Origin of the sequence: Paenibacillus sp. RS8 (assembly GCF_041956825.1) — a bacterium.
Lineage (GTDB): Bacteria > Bacillota > Bacilli > Paenibacillales > Paenibacillaceae > Paenibacillus_AQ.
Genome location: NZ_CP168131.1, coordinates 3,810,918 through 3,829,636, shown reverse-complemented (window position 1 = coordinate 3,829,636; position 18,719 = coordinate 3,810,918). Strand labels below are relative to the sequence as shown.

Genomic DNA, 18,719 nt, shown 5'->3' with positions numbered 1-18,719 from the left:
CCAATGCCAAATGGCTTCGGGAACATCCTCTTTAGATTGAACTGATGAAACTTTTCAAGCGAGTGCTCGCTTAATAAAAGCGTTTATTCGCCATACAATTGCGACAAGCTCTCGGTAATGATCTTGTTTACATCCTCGATTACAACGCTCAGACGGCGTTCTGCATCGAACAGACGGCGAATCCCAAGATTCATGTTAAGCACCTCGAATAATTTCTCCATTTTCTCCATTTCTTCCTGTGGAGGCATATCTCCGCTCATCATCCGTTGTTGAAGCTCCATTTGGCCGTTACGGAAGTTGTCGAGCATCGCTTTGGCTTCAGGATCTGTTTCTACCAGTTTCATCGCGTTAGTGATATCTGCTACCTCAGTGCTTTCTTTAATGGCTTTCGCCAGTTCATGTGCTTTGTCGTGAATACTCATTATGATTCCTCCTAAAAGTTTTGTTAGCGTTCGCTTCCTGGCTTACTTCGTACAAAACTCGCCTCGGAAGCTTACGCTTAAGTTTCCAAATATTGATTCATCCCATGCTTGTTTCGCTTCTTGGATCAGACTTATGAAATGATGTGGCAAGGTTTTTAAAGAGTAGGTCAATCACCAAGGGTCATCTGTCTCCATATGATGAATGATATGTAACCCTTAGCTACCAAATTGCCGGCATCATGCTGCCTACCGGAAGGAGATCCACGATGTCCCAATTCAAGATCCCGGTCCATACGGTCCACTCGGGCATCCTGCAGGAAAACGCTATAATGCTTGGCGAACGATCCATGAAAAGACTCAAAATCCCGGCTCACGGAACGCTCCAGCTGGCTTTCGGCTCTTTCCGGCAGGAGGTTACCATTATCCCGGCTCCCAAATCCGACAGCCTGCGTGTAAGCGAAGGACTGGCGCGGCGGACCGGATGGAAACATCGGCAAACCCTCAACGCCTCTTACAGCTCCGTAAGTCGTACCTTGCGGCTTGGACCGTTGATCGGTGTACTCGTCAGTCGTGACCATCCAGATAATCTCGACAGGCTTTTTGGACCCATTACCATGTTCTGCCGAGAATTAACAAATGCCTGCCACGTACAAGGCGCCTATGTATATTTCTTTACCCCGGAAGCGCTCGAAACAAGCAGCACTTCCATTCAGGGCTGGGTATACAACGAGGGTTGGAGGAAAATGAGTCTGCCCATCGCCGATGTAATCAACAATCGGCTAACGACGCGAAAGGTGGAGAATAAACCTAGCGTACAGCATTTTTTGGCGGATGTAAAATCACGGTATGGAACGCATTTCTTCAACGAAAAATTTCTTGACAAGACAGAAGTATTTGAAGCTTTAGCGCAAGACCCTTCATTGAAGCGGTATTTACCGGAATCGCATGCTTTAAACGGTTTTGCTGTTGTAAAGAAGATGTGTAGCCAATACCCAAGCGTGTTTCTAAAGCCTGTACGAGGCAGTCTCGGCAAAGGCATTCTCCGAATCTCCAAAGATGAAGGCGGAGGATACCGTTTGTTATCTACTACCTCTATAGGTACACGCAAGCAAAGCTACCCGACTTTAGCTAAACTGTACCAGTCTATTGCTCCCAAGATGAAGACAACGCGCTACCAGATTCAACAAGGATTGCCTTTGATGGAGCTCGGTAAGCGTCCTGTAGATTTTCGAGCACTTGTACAAAAGAATGGTACCGGAAAATGGGGGGTTACCTCCATTGTCGCTCGTACCGCTGGGAGCAATCATTTCGTCTCCAATCTAGCAAGAGGTGGCAGTCTCAGTACTGTCCGTGAAGCCGTTAGCAATAGCAGCCTTCCTTTAGGTACCAAGGATAGCGTACAGCTTCAGCTTCCAAGAGCAGCACTTGCCATTGCAAGAGGAGTAGAAACCTTTATCCCTGCTCATTTCGGAGAGCTCGGAATCGATCTGGCACTGGATCAATCCGGACGAATATGGCTCTTGGAGGTTAACTCCAAACCTTCCAAGAACGATAACACACCGCTAAACGATCAAAAAATCAGACCGTCCGTCAAGCAAATGATTCTGTATTGCCGCTATTTGGCCGGTTTATAAGGAGGACACAATGACTGAAACAGCTATGGGGTTCCTCGGCATTATGACGGGCCGTCGCCACGGGAATCCTCCGATTTCCGAGCCAGAATTTTGCAGTCATTTATGCCGTGCAGCTCCGCGATATAATCTTAAAGTCCTCGTGTTTCATCCGGACGGAGTAGCGTCAGACGGGTCATCTATAACCGGTTATACATGGAAAGACGGAAGCTGGCACAATACGACCTCTACACCACCGGATATCATTTATAATCGTTGTTTTTACAATAGTCCGAAAGAAAGAAAAGAAGCTTCGTCTGCACTCTCTTTCCTTCACCGATCACTACCTTGGTCAAGAGGTTTACCTGATAAATGGGGCGTATACGAGATCTTGAAGCGCAACCGAAGAGCAGCTATTTTACTGCCGGAAACTGTTCTTTATACCGGTACACGCAAGTTAAGCAATATGCTCGCCGAAAGAGAATACGGGGTCTTCCTAAAACCCAAAGCAGGCTCTCACGGCAAACGTACATTGCATGCCATACTGCAGAACAGACGCTCTGGAGGAGGCATAAGAGTACGAGGGCGTGATGGGACAAATACACCCTTTCAATATGTATTCAGCTCGCAGGATGAAGGACTGAACTGGATTCATGAATTTATCGGCACACGCCGCTATATTATACAGCCTTATCTGCACCTAACTAATCGTAAGGGGCAACCGTTCGATGTGCGTGTATTGATGCAAAAGAATGGCCTCGGCCGCTGGGATCTTACTGGCATGGCCGTTCGGCTGGGTAATCATGGTTCACTGACTTCGAACCTGCACGGCGGTGGAACTGCGGTTCCTCCTTTGCCCTTTTTGCTTGCAGAATATGGTCAGGACGGAAAAGACATCATGCAGGAGCTTGCTACAGAAGCTGCATACTTGCCTCCTCTTCTGGAGGCCGCATGCGGTAGGCTTGGAGAACTCGGCCTAGATTTCGGTATTGATTCGAGCGGTCGGATTCATTTACTAGAAGCAAATTCCAAGCCAGGGCGCACGGTATTCCGGCTGACGGGCGACCGCCGGGCTGCTAAGCTCGCCGCCGAGAATCCACTGTCTTATGCGCGCCATCTGCTACTCACACAGCGACGGATACCATCCCTATCTACGGACAGCTCCGTTATAAACGGGAGAATGATAACAATGGTTCCTAAGGAGGATTCATAAATGAGTCTCACTTTTTGCAATGTGCATTTCACTAAGCAGCCCCAAAGAGTTGTATATGTATCAGGTGCACTGATGAAAAGCTTGAAATTAACCGGGAAAAAGAACATTCGCCTTAGACTCGGTAAAGATGCCATCCCGACCATGATCAAGCCCATCAAGCGCGCCGGAAATCATCTATTCCTCGCCACTGGTGTAAAGAGTGCTATCAAGGTTCCGAAATCTGGTGGTATCTATTTACGCAATCTGCAAAACGACGAGGTACAGCTTGGACCTTTAGTCGGTGTATTGTCCGATGGGCCAGCATCTTCAAATCAACCCTTCGGTTCCCGCACTGGCTTTATAAAGCAATTGCTGCGGGAAGGCAGTAACAAATGTTATATATTTGCCTTTATGCCACGTGATATCAACTGGCAGCAGGAGCAGGTCTATGGTTATTTCTTAACCGCAGGCGGCAAATTCGAGCGTAAAATGGTTCCGCTCCCTGATGTTGTCTACAATCGGCTGCCCAGTCGGAGAGCTGAAACCTCACCATATATCAACCAGCTTCGCGAACGCTTTATGCGCAAGAAAATCCCTTACTTCAACTGGAGCTTTTTCAATAAATCCGATATCTACCGGCTGCTAGAGAATGACGGGGCTGCAAACCGTTACGTCCCTGAAACACACAGCAATCCCTCTTCCGAAAAAATGAGAGAAATGCTGGATCACCACCATTTTGTATATTACAAACCTTCCGCAGGTAGCCTGGGTCACGGGATTTACCGACTCACCTATCTGCCGAAAAAAGGGTATTTTGCCCGCTACCGCAAGGGTGGTAAAAACGTACTTCTGCGCTTCACTACCTTTGAAAGCCTCATGCGTATGCTTCGATCACGACACGGTCAAGGCCTGCAGAATTATATCGTCCAACAAGGAATACGTTTGATTGAAATTGATGGCTGCCCCATTGATTTCCGATTCCATATGCATAAAAACGGGAGTAATCAATGGATTGTTGTCGGCATAGGCGCTAAAAAAGCCGGCCGAGGCAGCGTCACCACTCACCTCAAAAATGGGGGGGCTTTGCTTACACCTGGGCAGGCGCTCGGGCGTGTATTCGGCGCCAGAGCAGATGAAGTCTTGCAGCGTGCGAAGAGTACAGCCATTAAACTGGCAGAATCCTTAGAAATCCAGCATCGTCATTTGCTCGGTGAAATCGGCTTTGATCTCGGCATTGATCAGGATGAAGACATCTGGATGTTCGAGGCCAACGCCAAACCAGGACGTTCCATCTTCCGTCATCCCTCCCTGCGCGCTGAGGGCAAAGCTTCCATCGAGCACATTCTGGAGCATTGTCTATACCTCAGCAAATTCCGCAGGAGGGATGAGATGTGAGCACGCATATTCCGGATGAAACAAAACCCGTTATTGCCATACTGACAACCAGTGACAAAATAAGACATTTTAATGGCAACCGCAATAACTTCCGGGACATCATTCGCACAGGCAAGGAAATGGGATTTCTTGTCTACGTCGTCACTGTCCGTGACTTAAAGCTTGAGGAACGGATGGTGAACGGATATGTCCCATCATCCAACGGAAAAATATGGTACAGCATTCCTGTACCTCTTCCACAAATTATCTATAATCGAATTCCTACCCGTGAGGATGAGGAGAAACCTGCTGTCGTACGCAAAATAGCTCAATGCCTGGAGCATCCAGGCATTAAGCTTTATAATCCGTATTTTTTCAATAAATGGAATCTCTTTGAATGGCTGAAAGGCTCACATGCTACCTCTAAGCATGTTCCAAAAACCAGACGTCTACGCAGCGCAAACACACTTACTGCCATGCTAAATAATCACACCAGCCTCTACCTAAAACCGGAGAGCGGCAAAGCCGGTAAAGGCATTATGCGTTTAAAATACCGTGCTGAGACCACTTTGCCCTATCGGCTGCAAATTCAAAGCGGCAAAAAAAATGTGACATACAAAGCCGCCTCTATAGAGCGCCTCTGGGCACGAATCGGAAAGGAAAAGGGTACCTCGCGTTACATCGTACAGCAGGCCATTGAGCTGGCGACTCACCGAGGACGACCATTTGATCTGCGTGTACTTCTGCAGAAAAACAGCAGAGGAGGCTGGGCGATGACCGGCATAGGTGCGCGACTAGCTGGTGCCCGCAGTATCACCACGCATGTACCACGCGGCGGCAGTATTGAGGAGCCCTCCAGTATGCTGGAAAGCACATTTGGAACCGAAAGAGCCGCCTCCATTCTAAAAAGCGTACCTACAACTGCTCTGTTAATCGCCAGACAAATTGAGAGAGCCTCTGACACTATGCTCGGGGAGATGTCCATGGATCTCGGTGTAGATGAGAACGGAGGACTCTGGTTCTTTGAGGCAAACTCACGGCCGATGAAATTTGATGAGCCTGCGATTCGCAAGCTTTCATTGGAGCGAATCTTTCATTATGGCCAGCACTTAGCACGACATGCCAAGTAGAATTCATTAAAGGATGTGACACAGCATGCAGATATCCTCCATCTACGACACTGATGCTAAAAAGTGGAAATCGCGGCTAACCGGACTGCTTGAGTTTATAAGAGAACACGGAGAGCGGCGCATTACAAACCAAGCTTGTAAGGTACTGGCCAAATTAACTCCAGATCAGTTGTCAGAGCCAGGTGTCTCGCTGCTTGTCGCTACCGTACGCGGTCAAAATGGTCGCCAGCTAGCAGGAGTAAGCTTCGTATCCGGTTTCGGGGAAGAAGCCTGTCTCGTTACCGTGCATCCCTTATACCGGAATAAGCATACCGGCACCGCCCTGATGACCGCCCAGTTAAAGCGCTTAGGCCGTCTAGAATGCAGTGTTGCCAGCGATAATACAGCCAGTCTGAAAATGTGCTTCAATGTTGGCCTTGCCGCAGTGGCGCTTACTAGTGGCCCTACTGGCAAGCCAACTTTATTGATCAGATCACCGCAGAATACCGTCAGTACTACCATTTCTCCACAAGAAGGTGAACTCCTGTGCCAGAGCCCGTCTTAGGCATTCTCACTTTGTATATCAATGAAGCCAAGCAGCTTGAAGAAAAGGCCGTGTACCGGAGAATGATCATTGAGGGTAGTCGAATCGGTTTGGATGTTTTTGTGTTTACCCCCATGGATGTCCATCCCAGCAAAGAGCAAATCCATGCCCTTGTCTATGATCCCAAGAGCGGAAAATGGTCTCGCAAATGGCGTTCCTTTCCGAACATGATTTATGATCGTTGCCGTATCCAGCGCAGCGCTCGCTTTGAACAATTGCTTCGTTTCCGTGAACGCTATAAACATCTGCTGTTTCTGAATCGTCCACTGCGCAACAAATGGACCATTCATCAAACGTTCTCACAAAAAAGCAGGTTCCGGCAGCATATGCCGGAAACTTTGCTATATCAATCCTCTGCCGATCTACACCGGATGTTAAAACAGAATCCCGTGCTCTATGTCAAGCCAGCAAACGGTACAGGTGGACGCGGTATCCTTAGAATTGAGCGGGTAAAGAACAGTAAAGGGGTCTTTGATATTCAAGGCCGTCGCCAAGATCGCCGGATTATTCCACCCCGAAAGGTCTCTTCCACAAGATTGGATTCCATTGTTCGACAATGGTGTATCGGTGGACGATTCCTCGTCCAGCAGGGTATCCCGCTGCGTCTGCCTGGCGGACGTTTCCATGATTATCGTATGCTCGTTCAAAAGAATGGGCAAGGGGTCTGGGAACTGACTGGTATGGCCGCTAGGGTCGGTGCAGCCCGAAGCGTAACCTCCAATCTTCACGGGGGTGGGCATGCCGTTCGAGCTGAAACGCTGCTAAAGGAATGGCTGGGTAGTCAGGATAAAACCGATAAGGTTATGAAAACCGCAGAGCGATTAGGACTTGATGCCGCAGCCTTCCTGGAAGACAGCTTTGGAGCCTTATGTGAGCTTGCACTAGATCTCGCCATTGATCGAGAAGGAAAAATCTATGTGCTGGAGGTTAATCCAAAACCTGCCCGTGAAGTGTTCGCACGTTCAGGGGACGGCAACACGTATCGTAAAGCACTGGTGCGTCCTTTGGAATATGCGTTATGGCTGTATAATAATAAAGGTGCTCCAGCCTCAGCTAAGACTACTGAGGAATAAATTGATACTCAACAACAAAACGACCGCCTCTCTGCAATATGCAGAAAGTGCGGTTGTTGTATGACTTCTGATGTTCTGAGGAACTTATATTAGAAAAAATCGTTGTATTGAAGATTTTGATTAGCTGAGCCAAGGCGTTAGAAAAAAGAAGAGCGTAGTTGTACTCACACAAATATGGAGCAAGAGCTGTAAGTCCTTCTCTAATAGATGTTTTATAAACAAAAGATAGCTCACTATACACAACAAAAAAACAGCAATATAAAAAAATAAGGAATCATAATGAGTAACTATAAATAAGTCTCCGCCACCAATAGAAAAGACTATACCTATTACTAAAAACCACATGCCCACTCCAAGTGCAGCGCTTAAAGCAATAAAAAGGAAGCTCATTATCATTTTTTATACTCCTTTAACATGCTTCTCGATTCCTTATCATCACATAGGAATAACCCCTTTCCATGATCTATCGGATCATTCCCTTTGTTTATGTATATCTTTTTAGCTTTGAGCTATTCCTGCATCTGCATTTAGAACCTTAACATTAAAAAAGGCAACCCTCTGCTTAGATGAGGTTTGCCTTTTATTCTTTTACCAAATATAAATCGCGATATTCCTATTCGCTAACCAATGCGTTGTCGTAAAAGTCTATCAACTCATCAAAGGAAGTGATAATTACATCGGAGCCCTTCAGCTCATCCTGACGGCCAAAACCTGCATACGCACAGCCGATGACGGTTTGAGCATTTCCCTTACCTGCCTCCACATCGGACGAGCGATCGCCTACCATCCAGGCACTCTTGATTCCATGATTGTCCAGCAAAATGCGTAGCAATTCTGTCTTCGTAGCAGTGCCTTGACCACCCGCACTATACAATCCTTCAAATAACTCTTTAAGCTCATGCACCACAACTATACTGTGAATGTATTCCTCCAGCCCATTACTAGCCACAAACAATCGTACTCCACGCTCTTTTAGAGCAGTCAGTGTTTCGACCACCTGAGGATACAGTAACGTCCCACCTGCTTCAAGTCCTTCGACCTCAAGCTGCAATAGCAGCTCATCTGCACGGCGGTGCACCGCCTCATCGGCATCAGGCATAACCTTCTTCCAAATGTCTGCCAGCAGCATCCCTAAACTGCTTAGAATACGCTCTTCCGGTGGCGTTGGTCCTACATATAGTCCCTCTTCCCGCAAAATATCGAACATCTTATGATATGCAGGTAATAAAAGACTTTCAGTCTGGAACAATGTTCCATCCATATCAAAAACAATCGCTTCCGGCTTGTTCAACACCGAGTGAACTGCATTCAGCTCTGTTCCTTGTACCTCATTACTCATCTGTTGTTCCTCCCCATTCTCTTTTGCTTCAGGTAAGCACATTCATCTGCACGAAATTTCCAGTACAAGCCCTATGATATATGAAACCACTTCGGAATGTCCATGCTCTCCATTTTTCTTGTTGTAGTTTATATTTCAACATGTTATATTACAACTTGTAATATAACATGTTGAAATATAAAGGAGAGATAACCATGTCACGTCCAATAATCATGCACTTCCTCAAGCAGCCTGCTACCATCGTCGGGATTATAACTGCACTGTTGTTCCAAGTCTTTTTCAGCTTAATCTGGATTACAGGGTATGACCATGTAACTGATCGGGTAGATCGGTTGCCAATTGCTATTGTGAATGAGGATGGTGCGAATGCCCAGCCCATTGCCGAAGGGATTGCAGGCTCGCTACAGTTCGTAACTAAACAGGATTTCACGCTGAAGGAAGCCCAGAAAGCGCTGGAGGACCGAAAAATTCGTATGATTATTAATATTCCGCAAGGGTTTACCGGACAGATCAGCAATCCTTCCGCAAAGGCTGAACTCCGTTACCTCGTAAATGAATCTAATCCACAGATGGTAAGCAATGTTATGCAGACTGTAGCACTAAAAGTCACGGCTGCCATGAACACACAAAGCAGTGATACAGCACTAAACCAAACCCTTGAAGCTATGAAGCTGCCGAAGGCACAAGCAGAGATCATCAAAAGCGCGGCAAGCAGCCGAATCTCCGCAAACGTTGAAGTCATCAATCCCACAACAAATTTTGCACAAACTATGGTCCCACTAATGATCGTTACTGCTTCGTTTACCGGCGCAATGTTACTCGCAATGAATCTCCAAAAGGCTTCCTCCAACTTGTCTAACACATACGGTAAATGGGATCGTTTAACCGCAAGGTATATCGTTATGGGTGGAACGGCAATGCTCACGTCACTGGTGGGAACCCTCATGATTAACTCATTGGGTATCCATTCTAGCCACGGTTTTCTGCTCATGTGGTTGTTCGAATTCACTATCATTCTCTCTTGTATGTGCCTTGCCCAGTTAAGTCTCCTGCTCCTCGGGGATGCTGGTGCCTGGTTAAACATTGCACTTCTCTCCATGCAAATGTTAGCTTCCGGAGCAACGATTCCCCGTGACCTATTGTCCCCTTTTTATAGCTGGATCGGTCCATTCTCACCTGCTTACTACGCCGTAAATGGAATGCTCGATCTTGTAATCGGTGGAACAGGTGTGTGGCAGAATATGCTCTACCTTGTCTGCATTGGAGCGGCAACAACGATACTAAGTATTATGATTACCTTCTTCCGAAAAGAGACCTTACATTTGCGAGAACAAGATTCCCTGCCAGCAAGTGCCTAACTATGTATCTTGCTGTTATTATGCTGTTTCAAATTGAGAGCGATATGCAGTTGTGATATGGTAGGAGGTGAAAGAAAGGAGCGGCAACGAATCATGAACATTCAAGATGTCATTCTAGGATTATTAAGTAAAAAACCTCAATCGGGTTATGAGATAAAACGGCATTTCGAGGAATACTTCTCTTTTTTCTTTGATGCTAGCTACGGCACCATCTACCCAACTTTGAGCAAGATGGAGAAGCTGAATCTAATTACCAAAGAATCCGTAAGGCAGGAAGGCAAACCTGACAAAAATGTATTTACTATTACGTCTGCCGGATTGGATCAGTTTCATGCTTACTTGCAAAGACCGGCCGAAAAGGAAGTGCTGCGTTCAGATTTTTTTATGCATCTGTATTTCGGGGATAAGACCGACAAAGAGAATGTAGATGCCCTATTACGGCAAGCATTAATAGAGAAGCAAGCTATGTACGACGATCTGAATCAAAAATTGAAGGAACTAGATTCTCATCTATCCCCTTACGAGAAGCTATGTATGGAGCTCGGTCTCGTGCAATATGAAGCCTTTATCAAGAAAATTCAAAGTGTGCTGGAGTCTGAATAAGCATTGTGTGGGCAGCAAGTTTCCTATTTCCCATGGGGATTTGCTGCTTTTTTAATGTGATGTTAAAAAAAGAACCGGCAGCATGCACAATTCGTGTTTGCTGTACCGGTTCTTTTTTTAACAAAAATGTGTAATCTATCGATTATACTCTGTCAAAGCTGGAAATCAGCTCATCAAGAACATCTTTGCTTACCATTTTACCTTTGAAATTGATGAGGTTCTCTGCGCTTCCGGAGAAGATACAAGTTGGCTCATATTTTCTAAGAATAATTTTCTCTCCATCTACAAAAATCTCGAGCGGGTCTTTTATGTCAATTCCCATCGTTCTACGTAGTTCAATAGGAATTACGATACGTCCCAATTCATCTACTTTTCTTACTATGCCTGTCGCTTTCATCATTGTACATCCTCCCTTGAATTAACATTAATAATCATTTTTGCTAAAAGCTATGTAGGCTTCTAAGTGATAGTAATGATTACGCTATACTCTAATATTAAAGTGCTATTCTTTCCCTGTCAATTTTATTTCTACAAAATATGATATTTATCGACAATTATTCGACAAAAATATGTACGGTTTCGACAAAATGCTGTAAAGCGATCCAATTTATTCGACTTGAAATTAATAAATATCCAATATTGCGATTACAAATCAGCTTGCGAAGTATCCCTATTATTAACCTCATTTACCCAATACATCAAGTCTGTAAACACTTCGGCGTATATCAGAGCGACCAATACATCTAGTAGAGTTAATACAGACTATTTAAGCTTTATGCATCTACTTTTTTCGACAATCTAATGCTCTACTACACTCTTATTTAATATAAGTATTACATATTATTAATAGAAAGATCAAATATTGGATAAATTAAACATAGTGAATTGAATTTAATCACAAAAAAAACCGACCAGCAATCTCTGGCCGATCTGCTATATCGTTATAATTGCTTTTCCGTGACCCTGCCATTCGCATCAATAACTGCATTATAAGATAGGCTATTCATTAGCTTGATCGTCTTCCTATTGTAAGAATCATCCATAAAGTTGGGCTGTCCCCCAATAATCTTGACTGGCGTAATCTTACTCGTCACCTGGGCATCATTAATCTCAATATTCACTAGCATCGAGTGAAGCGTCTTTTCTCCACCACGTGTTGAACGATTAAACACAAAGTTTCCAAGTGAATAATAGATCGGTTTATTTTTGTAGTATTCGATGCCCATCAGGCAATGGCTGTGTGCGCCGAGTATGATATCTGCACCACTATCAATCATCTGTTTGGCTAGCGTGCGGGCGTATTGTTCAGGGTAATCCTTAAACTCTTCATTCCAGTGAATGTACACAATCGTGTAATCATTCTCCTTAGACATCTTCTGAATAGCCGTAAGCATAGGCTGCGAGGTGTACGCTGAGGCTGCTCCAGGCTTATTGTCACCGGCATACCAAGAAGGACCTGAAAGCACTCGGCTTACACCTAAAATAGCGATCTTCTTCCCCTTTACCGTCTTTGTATACGGTTTGAACGCTTCGTCCACATCTTTGCCTGCTCCTGTATGGCCGATCTTGTTTCGATCCAGATGCACCAGCGTGTCGAGCATGGCGTCTTTTCCGAAATCTAAAATATGATTATTAGCCAAAGATACGCCATCAATCCCAGCATAGGATAAGCCGCTAAGCACTGCCGGTTTAGATCTAAAGACAAAGGTCTTCTCTGCTGCCTTTCCTCGAATAGAGACTGGGGTTTCCAGATTCGCGAAGGCAATATCAGCCTTTTGCAAGGTAGGTGCAACTTTCGCAAACGGAAAGTTCACTCCGTATTTAGCGATCTGATCGCCTACAAAACCGTCCAAGAGAATATCACCAGCAAAAGCAAGCTTGATAGGTTCTGACGATGGCGAAGCTGCACTAACTGCAATTGTCGAAGGGAGGATCAGTGATAACAAAAGTGTAGTGAGTAGTATTCTGCGCAATACATTCGACCCTAAACTCAAAAAATACAGCCTCCTATCCTCAGCATGTTATTTAAATTAGCTATTAATCTAGCATACTGGAAATAGATTACTAATTTAAGGGTAAGAAGACCTGTTATCCCTTTGTTTTTTTCAAAACAGCTCGGAAGCAATTTAACCCACCCCACAAATCTGTATATACAGCATCCGCAGGCAACTCAAAGTCGGTCTCCCCCCAATACTGAAATCCAGCTTGCAGCAGCAGATCATTCATTAGATTTAAGTTTACCGTTGGGTAATCAAACGTTAATACCAATAGCCCTTCTTCGTTCAACGTTCGGTGAAACTCCCGTAAAGTACCCACCGTATCCTCTAAGGTCAAATGCTCCAGGACCGAGATACAAAAAATAGTATCAAAGCTCTCATCCTCATAAGGCAGATCTGCAAGATTGGCCTGAGCAAGATGCAAGTTGTTTGTTCTTCTCGCTATAACCTGCTTCGCCGCTTTTTCCCCGATCTCATTTGTAATCGTATCTAAGATGTCCTCCCGGTAAATCACCCTGCTGTCCATATCGCAAGCATAGACTTCTGCACAAACCCCGGCTAAATAAAATTTCAAGGGATGAGGAATTCCGCAGGCTGCATCCAGCACAACCCCATGAGGAGAAATGAAGTTAATACACCACTCATATTCAAAGGGACGGCTCCACCAGGATTCTGGCAAATCATAAATTAACTTCTCACGGCTTGCATCTGAGTTTACAAAAAAACGCGAGACAAAGGGATGTGTTGGCATGGCCAGGACTCCTTTTTAACGGAATTTAAGGTAGTGAGAGTATATTCATGATTTGCTGATTCATTCCATAACCTTACATTGAGCGAGACAAACCAAAAAAAAAACGGCTGCTCCCTTAGGAACAGACCGTCTTTAAATATTAACCGTACAAATCTTATGAGTAAAAGGATAGAGGCTTGGCCTCAACTCCATGTTTCTCGATCAAATGATCTAGTAAAGCAGACCATTCCGCATCGACTGTGCATTGATCAGGATGAGCCTCGAACCAAGCAATTGACTGCTTTATCCCTTCAGAGAAAGGAACGGCAGCCTGGAAGTCAGGCACGAGACGTTTGATTTTACGATTGTCAAAAACACTGCTGACCGCTTGATCGCCGATCAAGCCATCCGCCGTCCCTGGAGGGGAGAAGGCTGTGATAAAGTCTGTAGAGATATGAACCACTTTCGGCTCCACACCTGCCGCTTGCCCAATGGCCGCATAGATCTGATTCCAGTTCAACACCTCATCAGAAGTAATATGAATGGCCTCCCCAATCGCTTCCGGATGCCCAAGCAATCCGACGAACCCTTTGGCAAAATCTGAGTTATGCGTCAGTGTCCACAAAGATGTTCCATCTCCATGGATGACTAAAGGCAAGCCACGACGGATACGATCAATCAAGGACCAAGGATGCTGTCCGCTCGTGAGTGCCGCAGGGATGGCTGTATTTCCGTAAGTATGGGAAGGACGAACAATCGTAACCGGGAATCCGCTGTTCTTGTGTGCTTCCATCAATAGCTGCTCGCAAGCAATTTTATTTCTCGAGTATTCCCAATAAGGATTCTCCAGGAGTGTCTCTTCTGTGATTATATAATTACGCTGTGGCTTCTGATAAGCCGAGGCCGAGCTGATAAAAATATACTGCTTCGTTTTACCTGTAAACAGGTTAATATCTGTCTGCACATGTTCCGGTGTAAAAGCAATCCAGTCTACCACTACGTCAAATTCATAATCTCGCAATACTTCGGCAGCCTCCGCCGGATTACGAATGTCACCTTGAATCACCTTCGCCCCATCCGGAACGAATTCGCCTCTTTGTCCTCTGTTGAACAAATACAGCTCTATTCCTTGTTCTACGGCGAGCGGGGATACAGCCTGGCTAATCAGTCCCGTACCTCCGATAAATAATACCTTCATTTCACACGCTCCTTATAGAGGATGTTCAAAAACCATACTTTTTTAACTCTCATTTATAGTAAAAGTAAACCTGACTCGTCATTTATTCGTTAACGTAATCTCGCCATAAGTGCTTTGGCTGCCAATTCAGCAGCTTCTTCGCCTTCGCATTGCTGAGTAACGACTCATGGCCTTCCAGCGGCTGGCGGAAATCCGTCACCTCTGGATAACGTGCGGCCATTAACTCTCTGCTAGGAACAGCCATACTGGTCTCATCTGCGCATATATTAAGAGCAACTGCGCCCAATCCGTCCGTTTCAATCGCCAATTGGCAAGCTGTCGCTACATCCCGTGTATCAATATAGCTCCACAGAATCCGATCACGCTGCGCGGGATCATGAATGAAGGAAGGGAAACGTTCATACTTCGATGGGTCAATGACATTTCCGATTCTTAGGGAAACGACTTGTATACCCGTTCTGCGCTGGAACATCTCTGCTGTCTTTTCATTCACAACTTTAGATAGACCGTAACTATCCTCAGGTAATTGTGGATGTTCCTCATCCATAGGCACATACTGCGGACCCAATGGGTTAACCGCAAAACAGATGCCATATGAAGATTCACTGGAAGCAATAACAGCTTTGCCAATGCCCAGTCCAGCAGCAGCCTCCAGAATGTTATAGGTGGAACCTACATTATTTTGAAAGGTGACTTCACTCGTCTTTATATTTGCGGCTGGGATTGCAGCCAGATGTACAACTGCATCAGCGCCTGCAAGTACGCCATACACTTCACCTAAGTTATTCAAATCAGCAATGATCGTTTGGCACAAGGAATCTGTAGATTTTTGCGTATCCACATTCACAACCTCATACCCTTGTTCTACAAAATGTCGGACGACCCATCTGCCGAGCATCCCGCTTCCGCCAGTAACAACTACTTTCGCCATGATCATATCTCCTTTTTTATGAAACTATCTCTAGTTAAGAATCTCTTCAATTTTCTTCAGAATATCTTCAGAAAGCTCTATTCCCGAAGCCTTAGCATTCTCTTCGACCTGCTCCGGGCGACTTGCACCCACTAGCGCACTTGCTACATTAGGCTGACGCAAAATCCAAGCCAAAGCCAGATTTCCCACAGAAATATTCAGCTCCGCAGCTACCCCGCTAAGTTGGCGAACCTTTTCAATCTTCTCTTCCGTAATCGCCTTCTTCAACCGATCCAGCTTAGCCGCACGGCTATCTTCAGGGATATCCGCGTTATACTTTCCTGTTAGCAGCCCTTGAGCCAATGGAGAAAATACGACCTGTCCAATGCCGCGGCGCTCGCCGAGGGGAATGATTTCTTTTTCAATATAACGTTCGAACATATTATAAATCGGTTGGTTAACCACGATATGATCCAGCAAATAGCGGTCTGCTACAGCTAATGCATCCGTCATTTGCGCCGCTGTCCACTCACTTACACCGACATAATATACCTTGCCTTGACGAACCAGATCATCCAGCGCACGTAAGGTCTCTTCAATTGGAGTTTCAGTATCAAACCGGTGGCAATACATTATATCCACGTATTCTACGCCGAGACGCTTTAAACTTGCGTGACACTGCTCAGTAATATGTTTACGGGATAAACCACGATCGTTTGGCCCCGTCCCCATTTCTCCAAATACTTTAGTGGCGAGTACATAGGATTCTCTCGGATAGTTCCGCAAGGTCTCGCCTAGCACTTTCTCAGCAGCACCCTTTTCGTAAACATTAGCCGTATCAAAAAAATTCACGCCTAGGTCGTAAGCGGTTTCAATGGCTTTGACAGCATTATCTCTTTCTACGTATCCTCCATATGTCAGCCAGCTTCCCAAACTAATCTCGCTAACTTTTAGGCCTGTGCCACCTAGTCTACGATATTTCATAATAACTGCTCCTTTCCATAGTTCCGTGTTATGATTTCGGCAGGTTGCCTAACGAACATATTCATTCTAGAATAGTTTGTATATAATAGGAAGAAGTGAAATTTAGTTTACTATATGATCCCTAGAGTAGTTACTATACAAGAGTATAGTAGCACCCAAACAGGAGGAGATTCCTTGACAACAGCTAAATCTACCAATAATTATATCCCTAAAACCCCACTTACTATTGAATGTAATGTAGAAAAAACCCTTGAAGTGTTGGGCGGAAAATGGGCTTTTCTCGTATTAAGAGAGTTATTCGACGGCACCCAACGCTTTGGAGCGCTTCAGCGAAAAATCACTAATGTTAGCCCCCGCGCGTTGACTAGTACTCTTCGCCATTTAGAGGAACACGGTGTACTAGAACGCCATGTGTTTCCTACCGTACCGGTGACAGTGGAATATTCTTTAACTCCAAAAGGTGAGGATTTGCATCAAATTTTGAAGGAAATGAAGCTATGGTCGGCCAAATGGACGTAGCATAAATGGTAGGTTGTGATATGATCAAAATAGCCCTGGGATCATTGTTCCCGGGGCTTCTTTTTTACTATACGATCTAGTATTTATCCACAACTGCGCCGAGTACTGCCGTATTTACATACGGTTTTCCTCTAAGGCTTTGCAGCTCCTTAGCAGTTCCTGTAACAACAACTCCCAATAGCTGTACGTCACTGGCATCCGGTGCCGCTTTATCCTTTTTCAAATAGTTCGAGATTCGCTCAAATTCTCCGTAATACTTGCCCTCTTTCTGAAGCCCATATGCTAGTGATTGTAAAAAATCCTCTGGTTTTGGTTTAAATAACCCTTCCCATTTGACACCGTAACCGTATACTTGTCTCGCTGATTCCGGTAAGGCATACTTATCCGGGCTACTGTCATTCGTAATAAACTCAAGCTTCTTCTTATTGTCATACGTATCTACCCAATACCAAGTCTGCGTCAGTTCTGTTGGCAGCATTTTTTCAACTTCAGCCTGCGTATAGCTTTTATCAAATGAAACTGCCATCTCTACCAGCTTACCGGGATCCATTTGTTCGAGTGCAGGCAGGTCGTTCAGCACCTTTCCGTTATAGTTTACTCCTGGCACATAGAACATCATCTCCCGCTGTCCATTCTGACTGTTATATCCTCGGTAGTATTCGTAATTTTGGCTTGTCATTACTGGGTCAGGAACATTTATACTAGAATATCCCCTATTAAGCAGAGAAAAGCGGCTGCTCATACTAAAATCCAGCTTTTTAGTATCCCACACGACAGGTACACCTTCAACAACCTTGTACGTACTAAGTTCAACTTTGCCCGATAAAAATCCTAGATCCAGGTCAGTTCTCAGCTCATGAAGATTAGGACTGCTAATTTCCATCATGATCCTCTCCTCATCCAGCCCGCGCATCGCTAACCAGCTAGTCAGTTGAGAGATACCCAGCATGCCGCCGAACAATACTATAACAGTCACGACCAAAGAAATGACCGTATTACGAATCATTGTTTTTCGTTTTGCTTTCTTAATTATTTTTGAAAGGTTTTGATCATCCTTTTGTTCCCATGGTGCTGTCATTCCGCTTCACCTCTATACTTTTTTTGGAATTGCTTGCGGGCACGAAACAATGCCGACTTGACTGTATCTGTCGTGATTCCGAGGAGCTCTGCTATCTCCTGATAGGACAACTCCAGTTCATACTTCATAATAATGAGTTGTTTATGGAGCGGTTGCAGTTCTGCAAGCACGCGGTCAATGTCTTCCCGTTTTTCTTTTAGCAACAAATGATCCTCCGGAAGTTCCTTATCCGGCACATCGACATAGTCAATAGGAATGATTATACGTTTGCTGCGGCGGCACAGATCATAGTAGCGATTGATCGCTACTTTATATAGCCATGCACTGAATTTGTTCTCATCAATAGAGTCGATATACAATAGAGCCTTATACACCGTATCCTGTACGATATCTTCCGCGTCGGCTGCAGGTGCCCCGAGACGAATCAAGTATTTTTGGATTTCTAGCATTTTGGGTTGAAGTATCTGATGTAGCTGCCCGGGCTTCATCCTGCACCTCCCTTCGTATGTATAACGGTGAAGTTCTCGGAAAGTTAGCTGGTAGGAGAAAAAACTTATAAAAGAAAAGCTTCGTAAAAAATCCCCTTACCGCTAACAGTATATAGATACCGTATAGCGTA

Annotated in this window: 19 protein-coding genes; 9 read left to right on the top strand and 10 right to left on the bottom strand. The window is 45.1% G+C overall.

All coding sequences use genetic code 11. The features are described 5' to 3' along the window. Nucleotides 1-83 precede the first annotated feature (83 nt). Nucleotides 84-422: a YlbF family regulator gene (locus tag ACDZ28_RS18280; protein ID WP_076121521.1), complete on the bottom strand. Its 339-nt coding sequence runs from the start codon at nucleotides 420-422 to the stop codon at nucleotides 84-86. Between the two features lie 266 nt (nucleotides 423-688). Between ACDZ28_RS18280 and ACDZ28_RS18275 the strand changes: the two genes are divergently transcribed. The 6 genes from ACDZ28_RS18275 to ACDZ28_RS18250 are packed head-to-tail and all read left to right on the top strand — an operon-like array spanning nucleotide 689 to nucleotide 7,384. Beyond that, entirely contained in the window at nucleotides 689-2,056 is a 1,368-nt protein-coding gene (locus ACDZ28_RS18275; RefSeq protein ID WP_375102440.1) for a YheC/YheD family protein, read from the top strand. A gap of 10 nt (nucleotides 2,057-2,066) precedes the next feature. Beyond that, the gene (locus tag ACDZ28_RS18270; RefSeq protein ID WP_375102439.1) at nucleotides 2,067-3,245 is read left to right on the top strand and encodes a YheC/YheD family protein; all 1,179 of its coding nucleotides are present in this window, start codon (nucleotides 2,067-2,069) and stop codon (nucleotides 3,243-3,245) included. Further along, the gene (locus ACDZ28_RS18265; RefSeq protein WP_042125945.1) at nucleotides 3,246-4,619 is read left to right on the top strand and encodes a YheC/YheD family protein; all 1,374 of its coding nucleotides are present in this window, start codon (nucleotides 3,246-3,248) and stop codon (nucleotides 4,617-4,619) included. Beyond that, complete coding sequence (locus tag ACDZ28_RS18260) at nucleotides 4,616-5,728, top strand: YheC/YheD family protein (protein ID WP_076121529.1); 1,113 nt, start codon at nucleotides 4,616-4,618, stop codon at nucleotides 5,726-5,728. Before ACDZ28_RS18265 ends, ACDZ28_RS18260 begins: the two co-directional genes overlap by 4 nt. A 25-nt stretch (nucleotides 5,729-5,753) precedes the next feature. Beyond that, nucleotides 5,754-6,272, top strand: coding sequence for a hypothetical protein (locus ACDZ28_RS18255; protein WP_076121531.1), 519 nt, complete (start codon nucleotides 5,754-5,756; stop codon nucleotides 6,270-6,272). Continuing rightward, nucleotides 6,254-7,384 carry a YheC/YheD family protein gene (locus ACDZ28_RS18250; RefSeq protein ID WP_042125939.1) on the top strand — a complete coding sequence of 377 codons (1,131 nt, stop codon included), beginning with the start codon at nucleotides 6,254-6,256 and terminating at the stop codon, nucleotides 7,382-7,384. The genes ACDZ28_RS18255 and ACDZ28_RS18250 overlap by 19 nt, the downstream gene beginning before the upstream one ends. A 613-nt stretch (nucleotides 7,385-7,997) precedes the next feature. On the opposite strand, the gene ACDZ28_RS18245 is transcribed toward ACDZ28_RS18250, so the two are convergent. Continuing rightward, nucleotides 7,998-8,723: an HAD family hydrolase gene (locus ACDZ28_RS18245; protein WP_042125935.1), complete on the bottom strand. Its 726-nt coding sequence runs from the start codon at nucleotides 8,721-8,723 to the stop codon at nucleotides 7,998-8,000. Between the two features lie 194 nt (nucleotides 8,724-8,917). Here ACDZ28_RS18245 and ACDZ28_RS18240 point away from each other — a divergent pair, with 194 nt between their 5' ends. Further along, nucleotides 8,918-10,081: an ABC transporter permease gene (locus ACDZ28_RS18240; protein WP_375102438.1), complete on the top strand. Its 1,164-nt coding sequence runs from the start codon at nucleotides 8,918-8,920 to the stop codon at nucleotides 10,079-10,081. A gap of 93 nt (nucleotides 10,082-10,174) precedes the next feature. Next, on the top strand, nucleotides 10,175-10,684 hold the full coding sequence (locus ACDZ28_RS18235; protein ID WP_375102437.1) for a PadR family transcriptional regulator: 510 nt from the start codon (nucleotides 10,175-10,177) through the stop codon (nucleotides 10,682-10,684). A 142-nt stretch (nucleotides 10,685-10,826) separates the two neighbouring features. On the opposite strand, the gene ACDZ28_RS18230 is transcribed toward ACDZ28_RS18235, so the two are convergent. From ACDZ28_RS18230 to ACDZ28_RS18205, 6 genes are all read right to left on the bottom strand, one after another. Continuing rightward, the gene (locus ACDZ28_RS18230; RefSeq protein ID WP_042125931.1) at nucleotides 10,827-11,084 is read right to left on the bottom strand and encodes an AbrB/MazE/SpoVT family DNA-binding domain-containing protein; all 258 of its coding nucleotides are present in this window, start codon (nucleotides 11,082-11,084) and stop codon (nucleotides 10,827-10,829) included. A gap of 541 nt (nucleotides 11,085-11,625) precedes the next feature. Beyond that, the gene (locus ACDZ28_RS18225) at nucleotides 11,626-12,678 is read right to left on the bottom strand and encodes a CapA family protein (RefSeq protein WP_375102436.1); all 1,053 of its coding nucleotides are present in this window, start codon (nucleotides 12,676-12,678) and stop codon (nucleotides 11,626-11,628) included. 94 nt (nucleotides 12,679-12,772) lie between these two features. Further along, entirely contained in the window at nucleotides 12,773-13,432 is a 660-nt protein-coding gene (locus tag ACDZ28_RS18220; RefSeq protein ID WP_042125929.1) for a bifunctional 2-polyprenyl-6-hydroxyphenol methylase/3-demethylubiquinol 3-O-methyltransferase UbiG, read from the bottom strand. A 154-nt stretch (nucleotides 13,433-13,586) separates the two neighbouring features. After that, the gene (locus ACDZ28_RS18215) at nucleotides 13,587-14,609 is read right to left on the bottom strand and encodes an SDR family oxidoreductase (RefSeq protein WP_042125927.1); all 1,023 of its coding nucleotides are present in this window, start codon (nucleotides 14,607-14,609) and stop codon (nucleotides 13,587-13,589) included. An 82-nt stretch (nucleotides 14,610-14,691) separates the two neighbouring features. Next, a complete protein-coding gene (locus ACDZ28_RS18210) occupies nucleotides 14,692-15,540 on the bottom strand; it encodes an NAD-dependent epimerase/dehydratase family protein (RefSeq protein WP_375102435.1) in 849 nt (282 codons plus the stop codon). A gap of 30 nt (nucleotides 15,541-15,570) precedes the next feature. Further along, nucleotides 15,571-16,503 (bottom strand): aldo/keto reductase family protein, encoded by a 933-nt coding sequence (locus ACDZ28_RS18205; protein WP_042125923.1) that lies wholly within the window; start codon nucleotides 16,501-16,503, stop codon nucleotides 15,571-15,573. Between the two features lie 174 nt (nucleotides 16,504-16,677). On the opposite strand from ACDZ28_RS18205, the gene ACDZ28_RS18200 reads away from it, so the two are divergent. After that, nucleotides 16,678-17,022, top strand: a complete 345-nt coding sequence (locus ACDZ28_RS18200) for a helix-turn-helix domain-containing protein (protein WP_042125921.1) — start codon at nucleotides 16,678-16,680, stop codon at nucleotides 17,020-17,022. 76 nt (nucleotides 17,023-17,098) lie between these two features. On the opposite strand, the gene ACDZ28_RS18195 is transcribed toward ACDZ28_RS18200, so the two are convergent. Then, nucleotides 17,099-18,100 carry an anti-sigma factor gene (locus ACDZ28_RS18195; protein WP_042125918.1) on the bottom strand — a complete coding sequence of 334 codons (1,002 nt, stop codon included), beginning with the start codon at nucleotides 18,098-18,100 and terminating at the stop codon, nucleotides 17,099-17,101. Then, the gene (locus ACDZ28_RS18190; protein ID WP_375102434.1) at nucleotides 18,097-18,588 is read right to left on the bottom strand and encodes an RNA polymerase sigma factor; all 492 of its coding nucleotides are present in this window, start codon (nucleotides 18,586-18,588) and stop codon (nucleotides 18,097-18,099) included. The genes ACDZ28_RS18195 and ACDZ28_RS18190 overlap by 4 nt, the downstream gene beginning before the upstream one ends. Nucleotides 18,589-18,719 lie beyond the last annotated feature (131 nt).